A 15,594-nucleotide genomic window follows, 5' to 3' on the forward strand; every position below is an offset into this window, starting at 1 on the left:
CTCTCAACGGTTGCAAAAGCAAGTGACGCGGATGGCCATGGGCGCGCCCGCATGGCGGGCGGATGAGCGAGTCCCGTGCCCGGGTTCAGCGCCGTCGGGCGATCTCCTGGATGAGCTCCACGTAGCGGCGGTTCTTGGGGTTGAGCTTGAACGCCTTGCGGAAGGAGTCCTCCGCCAGGGCCCACTGCCCCTCGCCCTGGGCCACCTCGCCCAGGAACCCCCAGCCGTCCTCCAGCCCGGGCTCCTGACGCACGACTTCCTGGAGTTCCTGGAGTGCCAGGCGGCCGTGGGCCTCCGGCTTCATGAGGTAGCGAGCCCAGGCGCGCCAGGCGTGATGCAGCGGCTTGGGTTCGATGTCGCAGGCGTATTCGAAGTACTCGAACGCGCCCGCGTAGTGCTTCGCGGCGAGCCTGCGTCGGGCTTCGTCGAACTGGGTGGTCGCATCCAGCAGGTCGGTGCGGATGCGGAACTGTTCGGCGGTGCTGGGGCGGCCCGTGGTGGCGCGCTCCTTCTCGCGGTGCGCCGCGCGGCGCTTGCGCCACAAGAGGTTCTGCTCCGCGTCCGACAGCACGCCGTACGCCTTCGCGGAGGCCGCCAGCAGGGCCTCCGCCTTCTCCTTCAGCTCCGGCGTCTGGAAGCGCAGGGGCGAGTACCGCTCCGCCCACGCGAGGAAGGCGCGGCGCAGGGGCAGGGGCTGCACGTCCTCGGGGACCTCCAGCAGGGCGAACGGGTCCTTGCTCCGGTGCGCGAGGAAGGCCGTCACCAGGGCGTCTCTGGCGGCCACGTCCTCGTCGGCGAACGGCGTGCCCCGCGCGGCGACGGGCTCCGGGGCGACGGGCTCCGGGGGTTGCGCCACGGGCACCGGCGCGGCGCGCGCGGACAGCTCCGCCGCCTTCGCGTCCGCGTCCTCCACGAAGCCCGCCACGCCCAGCAGGCACAGCGCGTAGAGCCGCCGCAGCACCGTCTCCGTGTCGAAGCCCGTGCGCTCCTGGAGTTCGTTGAACGTGGGCCGCTGCCGGAGCTGCTGCAACAGCCGCGCGTCCTTGGACGACAGCTTGGGCCCGGACTCCACGCCGGGCATCTGCCCGAATCTCCGCTCGTCCGTGAAGGTGAAGTGGGTGGCCACCGCGTCGAAGGGCATCACCCCTTCCACGCCCGTCAGGATGAGCTGCGCGGGGTTGGTCCGCACGCTCGCGTCCGGCGTCTCCGCGTCCGCGATGAGGCGGTACTTCGCGTCCACCCACCGGAAGCAATCCAGGAGCTTGTGGGCCAGGTTCGCCTGGAGCTGCTTGTACAAGTCAAAGGGGCTGATGAGCCCCTTCTGCACCAGGAGCCCGCCCATCTGCATGCCCGTGGAAACGCTCTCCGCCAGCGACTTCTGGTAGTCCGCCTCCGTCAGCCGGCCCTTCTCCACCAGGTACTTGCCCAGCGTCTCGTGCAGCAGGTTGGACTGGCACGCCACTGGTGAGCCGTCCTCGAAGAGGATGCGCTTCTCGCGCTGCCGCACCTTCAGCTCCAGCGTGCAGGTGCGCTCCTCCACCATCAGCGCATGCACCAGCAGGGGGAACGGCGTGTCGGCGAGCAAGCCCTCGCGCTGGCGGAGCACCTGCGACGGGGTGGGAAACATGGAGCGGTGCCTCGGCTGTGGACGCGAGAAGGGCTGGCCCCGGAAGCCTACGCTCCCCCTCGCTCCCGCTGTCCAGTGACTCCAGACATGTTCCAGGGAGTCGTACTTTCACGGAGAGATTCGAACAGCGAGCGAAGGCGGATTCACTCAGGGTGCGAAGCCTCACATGCAACCGTTGACGACTCGCACGGCCAGGTGCGCCCGGGGCACCACGGTGACGCGGGGCGACGGCCCCTTGTGTCACTCGAACACGGCGCGGGCTTGGCCCCGGAGGGGTCTAGGATGGGGCTCCACACCCCTGGAGGACTCCCATGAAGTCACTCTCACGCAGCATCGCTGTCACGCTGCTCTGTCTCACCGCCGCTTGTGGCGGCTCGGTGGAGGACCCCGGTCAGGAGCTGGGCACGACGGAGCAACACAGCCGGCCGTGCACGCACGAATCTCAATGTCCCAGCACCCAGACCTGCGTCGTGGGCACCTGCGTTCCAACGTGTGACCTCGCCGCGCCCACCGTGGTCTGCGGCAGCGTGCAGTGCTGCCCCGGATACCTGGCGCCCAACGGCAACCAGAGCAAGCCATACTGCAACTTCGCTTGCTACGACGGGCCCTGAACGGGCCCTCGCATCACGAGCCGCGCGCCCGGGTCTGTCATTGCAACGCGGGCCCGCGGCGACCTCCAGGCTAGTCCACGTCCTCTTCCAGGCCGGTGGCCGAGGGCATCTCGCCGGAGTACCGGTCGCCGTAATACCCGTGGCGGCCGTGCGCGCGCGGGGCGAACAGGCCCAGCTGGTTCGCCACCGCCGCGCCCGTCCCCAGCACCAACGCCAGCAGCACCGCGTAGGTGAGAGGCCGGCTGGGGCGCGACAGCCACGCCCACCGGCGCTCGCGGCGACGCTGGAAGCCCGGCGCCGCCACGTACTCGCCCCACGCCAGCTCTCGCATCCGCGCCGCGTCCGCCGCGCGCCCGTCCTTCGCCAGCGCGCGCGCCAGCAGATAGCGCCCCTCCACCGAGCCCAGCCGCACCGCGCAGAAGCGCTCCAGGGCTTCAATCGCGCCCTTCACCTCGCCGCGCTTCAGCCGGAAGCGGCCTCGCTCCAGGTCGATGGCGCCCTGCCGGTAGCCCGCGTCCAGCTTGGCCGCTTCGTCCAACAGCAGCTCACCGCGGCGCGCGTCTCCGGAGCCCAGGTACGCCACGCCGAGGAGGTACAGGGTGTCCACGTCCTCGTCGCCCGCCTCCAGGTTGGGCTTGAGGATGTCCACGGCTTCGTCGTACCGCTTCTGCTCGACGCGGATGTCCGCCAGTTCGTGCCGCGCGCGCCGCTCGTGAGGGTTGGTGAGGATGGTCCCCGCCAGCTCGCCCGCGCGCTGGAAGCGCTTGAACATGCGCACCGGGCTGGGCAAGAGCCGCCACGTGAAGCGGTCCGCCACGAAGATGAAGACGATGACCAGGCCCAGCGACAGCAACGGGCTGCCGGTCAGCAGGGTCAGGAACATCCACAACATCCACTTGCTCATAAGCTCCTCGACATCCCTCGCGCGCGCCGCTGACTAGAGCAGCCGCGCGCAGACGGCGCTGTGTACGTCCGCGCCCTTTTCCGTCAAAGCCAGCCGCCCACCCGTGAGCGTCGCGAAGCCGTGCTCCACCAGCCGCGCCACCTCCACCCGCCGCGCCTCCACCGACTGCCCGTACCGCTCGCACACCACTTCCCAGTCCACGCCGGACACCAGCCGCAAGCCCATGGACAGCCGCTCCGCGAACAGCTCCTCCGGCCCCAGCGCCTCCCGCCCCTCCTCCGGCAAGCGGCCCGCCTCCACCTCGCCCAGGTACTTCTCCGGGCTGCGCACGTTGACGTAGCGCGAGGGCTCGGGCGTCAGCAGCATGCCCGTGGCGCCCACGCCCAGCGCCAGGTACTCGCCCCCCGTCCAGTAGAGCGCGTTGTGCCGGGAGCTGAAGCCCTCCCTCGCGTGGTTGGACACTTCATAGCGGCGCAGGCCCGCCGCGCCATACACCTCGCGCACCACCCGGGCCATCTCCACCACGTCGTCGTCCGCGGGCAGCTCCAGCTCGCCGCGCTTGAGGCGCTTGGACAACGGCGTGTCCTCCGCCAGCACCTCGCGCTCCACCGTCAGCGCATACGTGGACAGGTGCTCCGGCGCGAGCGCCACCGCCCGCCGCGCGTCCTCCTCCACCTGCGCCACGCTCTGCCCGTGCACGCCGTAGATGAAGTCCATGGACACCACCGGGAACCCCGCCCGCCGGGCCAGCTCCACGGCGAGTTCCACCTGCGCGGCGTCGTGCGCGCGGCCCAGCGCCTTGAGCGTCTCCGGGCGGAAGGACTGCACGCCCAACGACAGCCGGTTCACCCCCGCGGCCCGATACCCCGCGAAGCGCTCCGCGTCGGCGCGCTCCGGGTTGCCCTCCAGCGACACCTCCACGCCGGGCGACACCGTCAGCCTGGCGGCGATGCCCTCCAGCACGCGGGCCACGTAGCGGGGGTGCCACAACGAAGGCGTGCCGCCGCCCAGGAAGATGGACTCCAGCGGCTTCGAGCGCAGCCCGGGCGACGCCGCGAGCCGCGTGTCGAGCTCCGCGAGCACCGCGTTCGCATAGCGCTCCTCGGGCACCTGCTTCGCTACCGCCACCGCGAAGTCGCAGTACGGGCACTTCGCGAGGCAATAGGGGAAATGCAGGTACAGCCCGAAGCGGGCCGCGGCCATCCCCGTGAGCGGGTCCACTGGTGCGTCGAACGGCATGAGGGGCAAACCTTTACTTCCGGCCCTTCAATTGCGCTTCGAGCTTCGCGATCTTCGCCTTGTAGCCAGCCGCCGCTTCGAGCGCCGTCTCGGCCGCCATCAGCTTTCGCTTCAGGTTCGCCGCGTCCGCCTTGAGCCCCTCCCGCTCGGCTTCCCAGTCGCCGGAACCGCCAGCGGGCTTTCCGCCCGCCTGCTTCTCGAGCTGGACCAGCTTCGCTTCCAGCGCCGCGCGAGCCTCCTGCTCCGTCCGGAGCGAGGACTCCGCGCGCGTCAGCTTCGCCTCCACCGCCGCTCGCGCCGCGTCCGAGTCCTTGGCCTGTCCCGCCTTCGCGCCGCGCGACTCCTCCAGCGCGGCCTCCGCCCGAGCCAGCTTCGCTTCGAGGTCCTTGAGCTTGCCCGCCTGCGAAGACTCCGCCTGAGACAGCTTCGCTTCCGTCGCGGACCGCGCGGCGTCCGCGTCCTTGAGCTTGCTCGCCTGCGCGGCCTCGGCCTGCGACAACTTCGCTTCGGCGTCCTTGAGCTTGCTCGTCTGCGCGGCCTCGGTCTGCGTCAGCTTCGCTTCGAGGTCCTTGAGCTTGCTCGCTTGCGCGGTCTCGGTCTGCGTCAGCTTGTCAGCGGCCGCCTTCAGCGCGCTCGCTTGCGCGGCCTCGGTCTGCGTCAGCTTCTCGGCGGCCGCCTTCAGCGCGCTGGCCTGAGCGGTCTCGGCCTGGGAGAGCTTCGCTTCAAGGTCCTTGAGCTTGCGCTCCTGCGCGGCCTCGGCTTGCGCCAGCTTCTCGGCGGCCTCCTTCAAGGCACTCGCCTGCGCCGCTTCGACCTGCGCCAGCTTCGCCTCGGTCTCCTTCTGCTTCGCGGCCTGCGCGACCTGGGCTGCCTGCGCCGCCTTGGTGGCCTCCGCCTTGGCCGACTCCAGCGCACCCTCCAGCATCTTCAAGCGCTGCTGGAGCCGCTCCGCCTTGTCCGCCTCCGCGCGCGTGGCCTCCAGCTCATCGCGCAGCTCCGCCAGCTCCGCCTCGGTGCCGCCCTTCCCCGCCGCCAGCGAGTCCGCGCGCGCTTCTTCTTCCGCGGCCCGCACCTGTGCGTCCGCGCGCTCGGCTTCCGCCGCCTCGCGACGCACGCGCTCCAGCGACACGTCTTCCTTCGCCTGCGCCAGCACGCCCTGCACCCGCGCCAGCTCCGCCTCACGCTGCCCGGAGGCGGTCTCCAGCATCGACACGCGCGCGGCCAGTCCCACGCGCTCGGCGTCCGTGGTCGCCGCCTTCATCTCCGCCGCGCCGACCTGCTTCTTCAGCGCCTCGCGCTCGACCTGCGCCGCCTCCAGCGCCGAGGTCAACTCGGCCACCTTGGCCTCGGCCTGCTGCGCCGCTTCGCCCAGCGCCGCCGCGTCCGCCTCCATCCTGTCGCGCAGCGCCACCTGCTCGACTTCCAGCGCCTCCAGCGCCTCCTTCAGCGCCGCCGCCTCCCCTTCCGCCACCGACGCCCGCTCACCGGCCTGCGACAGCCCCTCTTCGAGCGCCTGCGCACGCTCCGTCGCGCGCGCCTCCTCCGCCTCCAGACGCGACGTCAGCCGCGCCAGCTCCGAGGCGCGCCCCTCCAGCGCCTGCCGCAACACGGGCAGCTCCGCCGCTTCCGTGGTGCGCGCGGTGAGCGCCGCTCGCAGCCCGACGATTTCGGCGTCCTTCAGCGCCAGCGCCTTCTCCAGCTCGGCCGTCTGGCCCTGGAGCGTGCGCAGCCCTTCCTCCACCACCGCGAGCTGACGGCGCGCCTCGTCGCGCTCCTGCTCCAGCGTCTGCGCGCGCCCCTGCGACTCCTCCAGCGAGCTCTTGGACCAGTCGCTCTCGCTCTCCACCGCGCTCAGCGCGCCCTGCGCCTCCGCGAGCGCCGTCTCCAACTGCCCCGCGCGCAGGCTCAGCGAGTCGCGCTCGCCCGTCATCTCCTCCAGCTCGCCGCCCAGCCTCTCCACGTCCGCGACGACCTGCTGGTACTGCTCCTGGACGGCCTCCAGCGCGCCCTGCGACTCGGACTTCTCCGCCGCCAGCTCCGCCACGCGGTCCTGCGCCAGCGACAGCGCCTCCTTGGCGCCCACCAGCTCCTCGGCCACCGCGCCCCGCGACTCGCGCTCGTCCTGGAGCTCCGCCGTCAGCCGGGGGATCTCCGACTCCACCTCCGCCAGCGCGCGCGACAGGTCCTTGCGGTCCGCCTCCAACGAGGCCAGCTCCGCCTCCAGGCCGGCGAGCTTCGCCTCGGCCTCGGCGGCGCGCTTCTCCGCGCCCGACAGCGCCTCCGACGTCTGCACCAGCTTCGCGGGCGAGTCCTTCACCGCCAACAGCTGCGCCTTCGCCTCCGCCGCTTCCTTGCGCAGTTGGGTGAGCGACTGCTTCAGCCCGTTCACCTCCCCGTCGCGCTCCGCGTACAGCGTGCGGGCGCGGGCCAGGGTCTCCGTCTTCTGCCGGACCACCGCCCGGAAGTACTCCAGCTTGTCCTCTGGCGAGCCCCCCATGGGCATCCGGGGCTCGGACGCCTCGTTGAAGGGGTCATTGCCGGGCACCCGCACCGCCCGCGAAATCGGGGCCGGGGTGGCCGGGGCGATGGGGGCTGGGGTGGCCGCGGGCTTGGACGCACCCGTGCCCACCGACGCGGAGACCGCGGAAGCGGCCGGACGGCGAGGGGGCAGAGGGGGCGGGGCAGCGGGCGGTGGCGCCGAGGGCGGGGGCTTGGGCTGGGGCCTGGAGGGGGCAGCGGCGGTGGGGGCGGGGGGGGCCGCTTGGACGCCAGTGTCCTCCAGGTCCAGGCTGTCGCGCAGGTCCGCGAGCGGATCCACCTCTTCCGGAGGTGACGGCATGGGCATTCGCAGGTTACCGCCCGGCGGCGCGGCCTACCAGGGACGCGTGACGAGACAGGTCGGTTCGGGCTCCTGGACGCTGGGAGGCCGCACGGACCCCTCGACGCCGGGGCCCCCGGGCGTTAGCCAGTGGGGGAAACATCACACCTCGCCTTGCCCTCCTGGGGGGCGAGTGCCAGCTTCGGACGCTCCTATATGGCCATCCGCTACGCGCTTCCCAACGGGCTCACCGTCGTCTTCGACGAAAACCACGCCGCCAAGGTCGCGGCATTCCAGGTCTGGGTCAAGGTCGGCAGCGCCGACGAGCGCCCCGACCAGGCGGGCCTGGCCCACCTGCACGAGCACATGCTCTTCAAGGGCACCGAGCGGCGAGGCCCCGGCGAAATCGCCCGCGACGTGGAGGCCCACGGCGGCGAAATCAACGCCTGGACGTCGTACGACCAGACCGTCTACCACATCGTCATCGCCAGCCAGTTCGCCCGGACGGGCCTGGACATCCTCGGGGACGCGGTGCGCCGCTCCTCCTTCGACGCCGAGGAGCTGGCGCGCGAAATCGAGGTGGTGTGCGAGGAAATCAAGCGCAGCCAGGACACACCCTCGCGGCGCGCGTCGCGCGACTTGTTCTCCACCGTGTTCCAGACGCATCCGTACCGGTTGCCGGTGCTCGGCACGGCGGAGAGCGTGCGCGGGTTCACGCGGGAGAAGGTGCTGGAGTTCTACCACCGCTACTACACGCCCAAGAACCTGGTGCTCTCCGTCTCCGGAGACCTGAGCGAGGCGGAGCTGCGCGGGTGGGTGGACGAGATTTTCGGCGGGGACTGGGGCCGTCCGTACGAGGGCGCGGGGAAGCGTCCCGAGGAGCCCACGCCCACCGGCCGCCGCGTGCTCTTGCGCCCGGACGAGGTGAAGGAGGCCTGGCTGCACATGGCCTTCCCCATCCCCGAGGCCTCGCACGCGGACACGCCCGCGATGGACGTGCTGGCGATGATTGTCGGCCAGGGTGACGCCTCCCGCCTGACGCGCGAGGTGAAGCGCAAGCACAACCTGGTCAACGACATCCACGCGTTCTCCTACACGCCGCAGGACCCGGGCCTGTTCTCGATGTCGATGACGCTGCAGCCGGGCAACCTCGAGCGGGCGCTGGAGGAGGCCTCGAAGGCGCTGGCCACGCTGCGCGTGACGCCGGTGGCCGCGGACGAGCTGTCCACGGCGAAGGCGCTGCTGGAGGCGGAGGCCGTCTACCAGCGCGAGACGGTGCAGGGCATCGCCCGGAAGATGGGCTTCTACCAGTCCGGCATGGGCAGCCTGGAGGCGGAGGCGCGCTACTACGAGGGCATCCGCTCGCTCACGGCGGAGCAGGTGCGCGCGGCGGCGGAGAAGTACCTGCGCTTCGACCACGCCACCGTCACCGGGCTTCTGCCGCACGGCACGACCTTCACGGAGGAGCAGGTCCACGCGGTGTTGGACCGGGTGGAACGCGGCCCCGTCGCCGCGCCTCCGGAGCGCAAGGCGAGCAAGGTCTCCGTGGGAGAGCCTTCGCTGCGCCTGGGGGCCAAGACGAAGGGCCCCAGCGAAATCATCACGGAGAAGCTTCCCTCGGGCGCGACCATCATGGTGCGCGAGGAGCCCGCGGTGCCGCTGTTCGCCATGCGCGCGGCCTTCATGGGCGGCCTGCGCTACGAGACGTCCGCCGACAACGGCCTCACCACGCTGCTGTCGCGCAGCCTGACGCGAGGCACGCCGACGCGGGACGCGGAGGAGATTTCGCAGCTCGTGGACATCTACGCGGGCAGCATGGGCGGATTGAGCGGGCGCAACTCGGTGAACCTGCGGGGCGAGTTCCTCTCGCGCCACTTCGAGTCGGCCTTCCGCCTGTTCGCGGACACGCTGTCCAACCCCTCGTTCCCCGAGGTGGAGGTGGCGCGCGAGCGCGCGCTGATGCTCCAGGACATCCTCACCCGCGAGGACAAGCCGTCCAGCCTCGCGTTCGACCTGTTCAACCGGACGCTGTACCGGACGCATCCGTACCGGCTGCCGACGCTCGGGGAGAAGGAGTCCGTGGAGGCCCTGGGGCCCGAGGCCCTGCGCGCGTATCACGCTCGCTACATGGACCCGTCCCAGCTCACGCTCACCGTGGTGGGCGACGTGAAGGTGGACGAGGTGCTCGCGCTGGCGCGGGAGTACTTCGGCGCCTCGCGAGGCAAGGCCGCCGCCGCGCCGAAGGTCACCGCCGAGGGTCCGCTGGAGGCCGCGCGCCAGGAGAAGCGCGTGCTGGCCAAGGCTCAGTCGCATCTGGTGATGGGGTTCCGGGGGCTGCGCATCAACGACCCGGAGCGCCACGCGCTGGAGACGTTGTCGGGCGTGCTGTCCGGGCAGGGCGGCCGGCTCTTCGTGGAGCTGCGCGACAAGCGCTCCATGGCGTACAGCGTGAGCAGCTTCGGCGTCGAGGGCATCGAGCCGGGCTACTTCGCCGCGTACATGGGCACGAGCCCCGAGAAGGTGGACGCGGCCCTGGACGGCATCCGCGCGGAGTTGAAGCGCATCCGTGACGAGCGCATCCCCGAGGAGGAGCTGGAGCGGGCGAAGCAGAACCTCATCGGCACGCACGAAATCGCGCTCCAGCGAAACGGCGCGCGCGCGGGGATGATGGCCATGGACACCGTCTACGGGCTGAACCTGGACAACTTCCTGCACTACGCGGAGCACATCGCCGCGGTGACGTCGGACCAGGTGCTCGAGGTGGCGCGTCAGGTCATCGACTTCGACAAGAGCGTGCTCACCGTCGTCGGTCCGTGAGTCGCGGGCCCGCCCTCTTCCACGAGGGTGGGCCCCGCGTCACGCTGAACTCATCGGAGCCTCAGGGGCCCGCTCTCTCGCGAGGGTGGGCCCTTTCGCATTCTCGCTCCGGGCTCGCGGGTGACCCGTGCTGACTCAGAGGTCGGTGCCTGGCATGGGTGGAGGAGGCGAAGGCTTCGCTTCCGGCTCGACGCCTGTCCCCAGTGAGAGCGCGGAGTCGATGGCCTCCAGCAACGGACCCGCCGGAGCCCCCGGCAGCGTCGTGCAGGCCCGGACCAGCTCCCGCTTGGTGCGAAGCCGGTTCGGATGCGTCTTGGCCTCGCGGGCCAGCGCCTCCGGGTCCACCGGCGCGGCCAGCAGCGAGGCGCAGGTGCGGAAGGTCTCCATCCGTGAGCGGTCCTCGTCATGGAGCAGCACCGGGGCTCCGTCCAACAGCAGGCCCGAGAAGCTCATCGTCCGCATCTCGTCGGCGCTCAGCACCAGCGTCCCATTCAGCGTGGCGCGCGGCTCGGGCGGAGGGCCATTGCCGCCCGCCAGCTCCACCACGCCATCAGCGGGCTGCGGCTGACAGGGCACCTCACGCAACGCCACCATCTCGTCGGCCTTGCGCGTCTCCTTCGTCTCGCCGCCCCGGTGGAGCTGGATGATGCCCGCCACCACCGCGGGCACGCCCAGTGACAGCAGCACCACGCCCCACGTCGTCGCCACCTCGCGACTGGGGGCACCGTAGTGGCCACTCCGGTCGATGGAGTCCTTGTCCGGTGTGTTGGAGAAGAGCGTGCGCCCCAGCACCAGGAAGCCACCCACGGCGGTGAGGACACCCCCCGAGCTCACCGCCCCCGCCGCGCCTGGCGCGGAGCGGGTGGTGATGATGTCCTCGGTGTACTCGGCGTGTTGTTCGGTGCGGCAGATGTCCGCCGTCAAGAAGCGCAGGGAGAGCTGGGGCCACCGCACCTCCGTGCGCGCGAAGGGCATGCGCTCCCCGAGCTGCGTCTCCTGGAGGTACGTGCGCAGGACGGGGCCTCGCTCGGTGCGCCGCTCCATATCCAGGGGCGTACACCCCACCGACAGCACCAACGCCGACGCCACCCACCGCTTCATGGCACTTCCCCCCGGAAAAAGGTCGTCACGTCCGGACAGTCCACGAGGAACCGGGCCGAATCCCCACAGGTGGGCGTGCGCCCCGGGGTGGTCCCCTCCCGGATGAGTGGCACCCGGCAGTCCAGGACCCGCTCCCGAGTGGGTACGGAGAAGGTGAAGTCCTCCGAGCCGCAGCCGGTCCGCTCCAACAGGGTGGCCTCGCAGCGGGTGTCCACGGCGAGCTGCTCGGCCACGCCGGGACAGGCCGACGTCTCGCAGAGGCGGTTGACGACATCCCGACAGACGGCGGCGTCGGGCGCTTCTGGGCCGGAGCAGGCGGTCAGCCAGGCCAGCGGCCACAAGATGAACAGGTGTCTCACGGCGCTCCCACGCTACGCACGGCGCGGTAAAAGGGCCCGCATGTCCCAGACCTATCTGTCACTCACCGTGGAGTTGCCCGAGGAAGCGTCCGAGGCCGTACAGGACCTCCTCCACGAGTCCGGTGCGCTCGGCCTCGAGGTACGAGACCGGGAGACTCCCCCCATGCCCGGCGTGAAGGCTCCGCCGGTGGGCGAGAACATCATCATTGGCTACTTCGAGGACCGCGAGACGGCCGAGGCCGCCCGCGAAGAGGTCGCCGAGTCCTACCCCTCGGCCCGGCTCAGCCTGGACGAGCAGCCCCAGCAGGACTGGAGCAACGAGTGGAAGTCGCTCATCAAGTCCGTCCATGTGGGCCGGCTGTGGGTGGGGCCGCCGTGGGACGTGGGCAATGCCCCCGCCGGGGCGGTGCGACTGGTGATTGAGCCGAAGATGGCCTTCGGCACGGGCGACCACCCCACCACGTCGCTGTGTCTGGCGGCGGTGGATGCGTTCATGGCGGACCATCCGGGCGCGAGCGTCCTGGACGTGGGCACCGGCACGGGTGTGCTCGCCATCGCGGCGAAGAAGCTGGGCGCGGGGCGCGTCGTCGCCACGGACAACGACCCGACGTCGGTGGAGCTGGCGCAGGAGAACCTGGCGGACAACGGCACGCCCGACATCGACGTGTCCGGCAAGGAACTGACGGCGGTGGAAGGTACGTTCGACCTGGTGCTGGCCAACATCCTCGCCAACACGCTCATCGAGTTGGCGCCGCTCATCGCGCTCAAGGCGAAGGACCGGTTGGTGCTCGCGGGCGTGCTGTCTCATCAGCGCGCGGACGTGGAGGCCGCATACCGCAACCAGGGCTTCACCGTGCTGCCCGGTGCGACGCAGGGCGAGTGGGTGCGCATCGATTTGAAGCGCTGAAGTGCCCGAGCGAGGGCTCGCGTGCGGCGACCACGCGAGCCTGGACGTACGGCGCCCACGAAGCGCCGCCTCGGGGATGTGGCTCGCGCGATGCCCCCACCGGCGAGTGGGATCCTTCAGGGATGTGGCTCGCGCGGCGTCCTCACCCGCGAGTGGGCTCCTTCAGGGATGTGGCTCGCGCGGCGTCCTCACCCGCGAGTGGGCGGCTTCGGGGATGTGGCGAGACTCCTCGATGCGGAGTGGGCACGACAGCGTGTGGCCACGCGCCCGCGCGCGGAGGGTTACTCGACGGTCGGGCGCTTCACGAGCCGCAATTCCTTGTCGAGTTCCACGACGGCGGAGCCGAGTCCTCCGCTCTGCGAGCGCGAGTAGCGCACGTCATCAATCGTGACGCGCCACCCGGCCTCCGTCTGTGCCACCTGATACGTGGGCAAACGCAGCCAGTTGGCGAGGCCACGCAGATGCGGCGCCGCGAGTGCGGCCTGGATGACGGGCCCGGGGTTCGGCTCGCGAGGAAGCGTCGGCCCGCTCATTTCAAGATGCTCATCACCGCCGCGCAGGAAGTCCGCGCGAACGAAGTGGTAGCGGTCCGGCCCCAGGGCGATGAGGTCTCGCACGAAGGGATTCGCGGGCACCGGCCCCGCGATGACGCGCTCCACGGAGTGCCCCCGCGCCTTCAGCCACTCCTGGGCCCTGGGCGCGGCGACCTGGGAGCCCAGCAGGATGGCGCCCAGATAGAGCACCAGTCCCACGCCGCACACCGTGGCCACGCGCTGGGTGGACACCACCTGCGTGCCCTTCAAGCGCAGCCAGAGGATGGCCGCGACACCCACGGCCCAGAGCACCTTCGCGGGCCAGGGAACGAAACCTGGAATGGTGACGAGCGCGGTGGTGGCCACGCCCAACACGAGCCAGCCCGCGACGGACTTCCGCGTGCGCGCATCCGCCATGATGACGGCCGCTCCCGCGAGCAGCCAGACCCACGGGTCGACGATGAACAACGTGTCTCCGTAGAACCACGTCCCGTCGAACGGCATCAGCAGCCGCACACCATAGGTGTTGAGCCAGTCCAGCGCGGGATGGCTCAGCACCGACACCGTGGACAAGAGCAACAGCGGCCCCACGCGCGCGGGAGCCAGGTCTGGCCGCCGGCGCCTTCGCACGAAGCGGTCCCACAACAACATCAGCCCCGTGAGCACGAAGGGCCAGAGCGACAGCGCGAGCACCCCATGCGTCCAGCCTCGACGCCAGTACAGCGACGCGTCCGAGCCCGCGAGGGCGAAGACCGCATCCACGTCCGGGAGATTCGCGCCGATGACGAGCGTAGCGGTGGCCAGCGGCGTGTAGCGCTTCAGCCCCGCCTCCGCCATCCAGGCTCCGACCAGCGAGTGAGCGAGATTGTCCATCCGTCTTGAGGGTACTTCACTCCCACACGGACCTCGACACCTCGCGTCACCTTCTCTGCCCGGCACGAAAATGAGGGACGCGTTAGACAGTCGCGCCTCGAAGAACCGCCGTCCGCCCGTGACGGCCTGGAGCCTTCCATGTCCATCTCGATGTACCAGGCGTCGATTCCCGTCTTCATCCGAGCCCTCAACGTGCTCTCCACCCTGCTCGAAAAGGGGGCCCAGCACGCGAAGGAGAACGGAGTCGACCCGCAGACCCTGCTCGACGCGAAGCTGGCGCCGGACATGCTCAACCTCGTGGCCCAGGTGCAGCGCGCCAGCGACACCTCGAAGGCCACCGCCGAGCGCCTGAGCGGCGTGCCCGCCCCGCGCATGCCGGACACCGAGAAGACCTTCGACGAGCTGCACGCGCGCATCGCGAAGACCGTCGCCTTCCTGAAGTCCATCGACGCCTCGACGCTCCAGGGCAGCGAGAAGCGCACCGTCACGCTCACGGCGGGGGACTACAAGCGCGACTTCCAGGGAGACGACTACCTGTTCACCTTCGGCCTGCCGAACTTCTATTTCCACGTCACCACGGCCTACGACATCCTCCGCCACAACGGCGTGCGCATCGGCAAGCAGGACTTCATTGGCCCCTTCGAGCCGCGCTGAACGTCTCTTGGGCTCCACGCTCCGAACGCGCTAGCGTCCCCGCCGCGTGGAGCCCCCACCCACCCATCCGCCGCCCAAGCCCCCGGACGAGGTCCGCTCCCAACTCGTGGGCCCGCTGCTCGCCTACCTGCGCGCCACGGGCCTGGACCCGGCGCCCCTGGTGGAGCGATTCGGCCTGCCGCTCGACGCTGGCACCCTTCCCGAGGTCAGCCTCCCGCTCCCCACCCTGCACGCCTTCCTGGACGCGGCGGAGGCCCTCTCCCAGGACGCCTTCCTCGGACTCCACGTCGCCCAGCGCGTGCCGCGCGGCAACTACGGGCTCGTCGAGTACATCGCCCGGGCCTCGCCCACGGTGCGCGACACCTTCCGCTCGCTCGCGCGGTACATGGCGCTGCTGGAGCCCGCGTGGCTCGCGTCGTTCACCGACGACGCGGACGGCGGCGGCACCTTCGCCTACGGCATCGCCGGAGCCCCGCTCGCGTACGGCCGTCACGCCAGTGAGTACGGCCTCGCCCTCTTCACCCACGTCGGCCGCCAGCTCACCGAGCGCCCGTGGAAGCCTCGCGCCGTCGCGTTCGCCCACCCCGCGCCTCCAGACATCGCGCCGCTGGTGGAGCACTTCGGCGTCACCCCGACGTTCGGCGGAGGACGCAACGCCCTCTCGCTGGACGCCACCGCGCTCGACCTGCGCGTGGTGGGCGCGGACCCCGCCCTCCTCTCCGTCCTGGAGCGCGCCGCCAGTGGCGTCAGCGCACCCACGCCCCCGGCTCCCCCAGACGCGCCCGGCTTCGTCCAGGCGGTGCGCGACGTCATCCGCGCCTCGCTGCGGGACGGGGCGCCCCAAGTCAGTGATGTGGCCAAGGGACTCCACGTCAGCCCCCGCACCTTCCAGCGCCGACTCACGGAGTTAGGGACGTCGTTCCAGGACGAGGTCGACGCGGTGCGGCGAGAGCTGGCCTTCCAGTACCTGCGCGACGCGAACCTGGGAGTGAGCCAGGTCGCCTTCCTGCTGGGCTACTCCGAGCTGAGCACGTTCGACCGCGCCTTCAAGCGGTGGACGGGAATGACGCCGCGCGTCTGGCGCGAGAGCACCGAGCGGCCCTGAGTCCCGCGCGGTGGGAGGGGTGCGGGGCAGCCGACCCGTGGCGTCT

Annotated in this window: 12 protein-coding genes; 5 read left to right on the top strand and 7 right to left on the bottom strand. The window is 70.9% G+C overall.

Translation table 11 applies throughout. From position 1 onward, the window contains the following. Positions 1-85: 85 nt before the first annotated feature. The gene (locus HUA76_RS00460; protein ID WP_174459686.1) at positions 86-1,627 is read right to left on the bottom strand and encodes a DUF4388 domain-containing protein; all 1,542 of its coding nucleotides are present in this window, start codon (positions 1,625-1,627) and stop codon (positions 86-88) included. Between the two features lie 311 nt (positions 1,628-1,938). On the opposite strand from HUA76_RS00460, the gene HUA76_RS00465 reads away from it, so the two are divergent. Next, positions 1,939-2,238 (top strand): hypothetical protein, encoded by a 300-nt coding sequence (locus HUA76_RS00465; RefSeq protein WP_141644464.1) that lies wholly within the window; start codon positions 1,939-1,941, stop codon positions 2,236-2,238. 70 nt (positions 2,239-2,308) lie between these two features. On the opposite strand, the gene HUA76_RS00470 is transcribed toward HUA76_RS00465, so the two are convergent. The 3 genes from HUA76_RS00470 to HUA76_RS00480 are packed head-to-tail and all read right to left on the bottom strand — an operon-like array spanning position 2,309 to position 7,220. After that, positions 2,309-3,142: a hypothetical protein gene (locus HUA76_RS00470; protein ID WP_174454627.1), complete on the bottom strand. Its 834-nt coding sequence runs from the start codon at positions 3,140-3,142 to the stop codon at positions 2,309-2,311. A 33-nt stretch (positions 3,143-3,175) separates the two neighbouring features. After that, a complete protein-coding gene (gene hemW / locus HUA76_RS00475; RefSeq protein ID WP_141644466.1) occupies positions 3,176-4,381 on the bottom strand; it encodes a radical SAM family heme chaperone HemW in 1,206 nt (401 codons plus the stop codon). Between the two features lie 13 nt (positions 4,382-4,394). Further along, positions 4,395-7,220, bottom strand: a complete 2,826-nt coding sequence (locus HUA76_RS00480) for a plectin 1 isoform 8 (RefSeq protein ID WP_174459687.1) — start codon at positions 7,218-7,220, stop codon at positions 4,395-4,397. A 195-nt stretch (positions 7,221-7,415) separates the two neighbouring features. Here HUA76_RS00480 and HUA76_RS00485 point away from each other — a divergent pair, with 195 nt between their 5' ends. Continuing rightward, positions 7,416-10,016, top strand: coding sequence for a pitrilysin family protein (locus HUA76_RS00485; protein WP_174459688.1), 2,601 nt, complete (start codon positions 7,416-7,418; stop codon positions 10,014-10,016). 135 nt (positions 10,017-10,151) lie between these two features. Here HUA76_RS00485 and HUA76_RS00490 read toward each other — a convergent pair whose 3' ends face one another. Further along, positions 10,152-11,117 carry a hypothetical protein gene (locus tag HUA76_RS00490; RefSeq protein ID WP_174459689.1) on the bottom strand — a complete coding sequence of 322 codons (966 nt, stop codon included), beginning with the start codon at positions 11,115-11,117 and terminating at the stop codon, positions 10,152-10,154. Continuing rightward, positions 11,114-11,476 carry a hypothetical protein gene (locus HUA76_RS00495; protein WP_141649112.1) on the bottom strand — a complete coding sequence of 121 codons (363 nt, stop codon included), beginning with the start codon at positions 11,474-11,476 and terminating at the stop codon, positions 11,114-11,116. Before HUA76_RS00495 ends, HUA76_RS00490 begins: the two co-directional genes overlap by 4 nt. 40 nt (positions 11,477-11,516) lie before the next feature. On the opposite strand from HUA76_RS00495, the gene HUA76_RS00500 reads away from it, so the two are divergent. After that, positions 11,517-12,383: a 50S ribosomal protein L11 methyltransferase gene (locus tag HUA76_RS00500; protein ID WP_174454622.1), complete on the top strand. Its 867-nt coding sequence runs from the start codon at positions 11,517-11,519 to the stop codon at positions 12,381-12,383. Positions 12,384-12,664: 281 nt separating this feature from the next. Here HUA76_RS00500 and HUA76_RS00505 read toward each other — a convergent pair whose 3' ends face one another. Next, positions 12,665-13,789, bottom strand: coding sequence for a metal-dependent hydrolase (locus HUA76_RS00505; protein WP_174454621.1), 1,125 nt, complete (start codon positions 13,787-13,789; stop codon positions 12,665-12,667). A 138-nt stretch (positions 13,790-13,927) separates the two neighbouring features. Between HUA76_RS00505 and HUA76_RS00510 the strand changes: the two genes are divergently transcribed. Continuing rightward, positions 13,928-14,443: a DUF1993 family protein gene (locus HUA76_RS00510; RefSeq protein ID WP_141649109.1), complete on the top strand. Its 516-nt coding sequence runs from the start codon at positions 13,928-13,930 to the stop codon at positions 14,441-14,443. Positions 14,444-14,489: 46 nt separating this feature from the next. Then, positions 14,490-15,548 (top strand): AraC family transcriptional regulator, encoded by a 1,059-nt coding sequence (locus HUA76_RS00515; RefSeq protein WP_174459690.1) that lies wholly within the window; start codon positions 14,490-14,492, stop codon positions 15,546-15,548. Positions 15,549-15,594: the final 46 nt, after the last annotated feature.

Origin of the sequence: Myxococcus sp. CA056, from assembly GCF_013336715.1 — a bacterium.
Classification (GTDB): domain Bacteria; phylum Myxococcota; class Myxococcia; order Myxococcales; family Myxococcaceae; genus Myxococcus; species Myxococcus llanfairpwllgwyngyllgogerychwyrndrobwllllantysiliogogogochensis.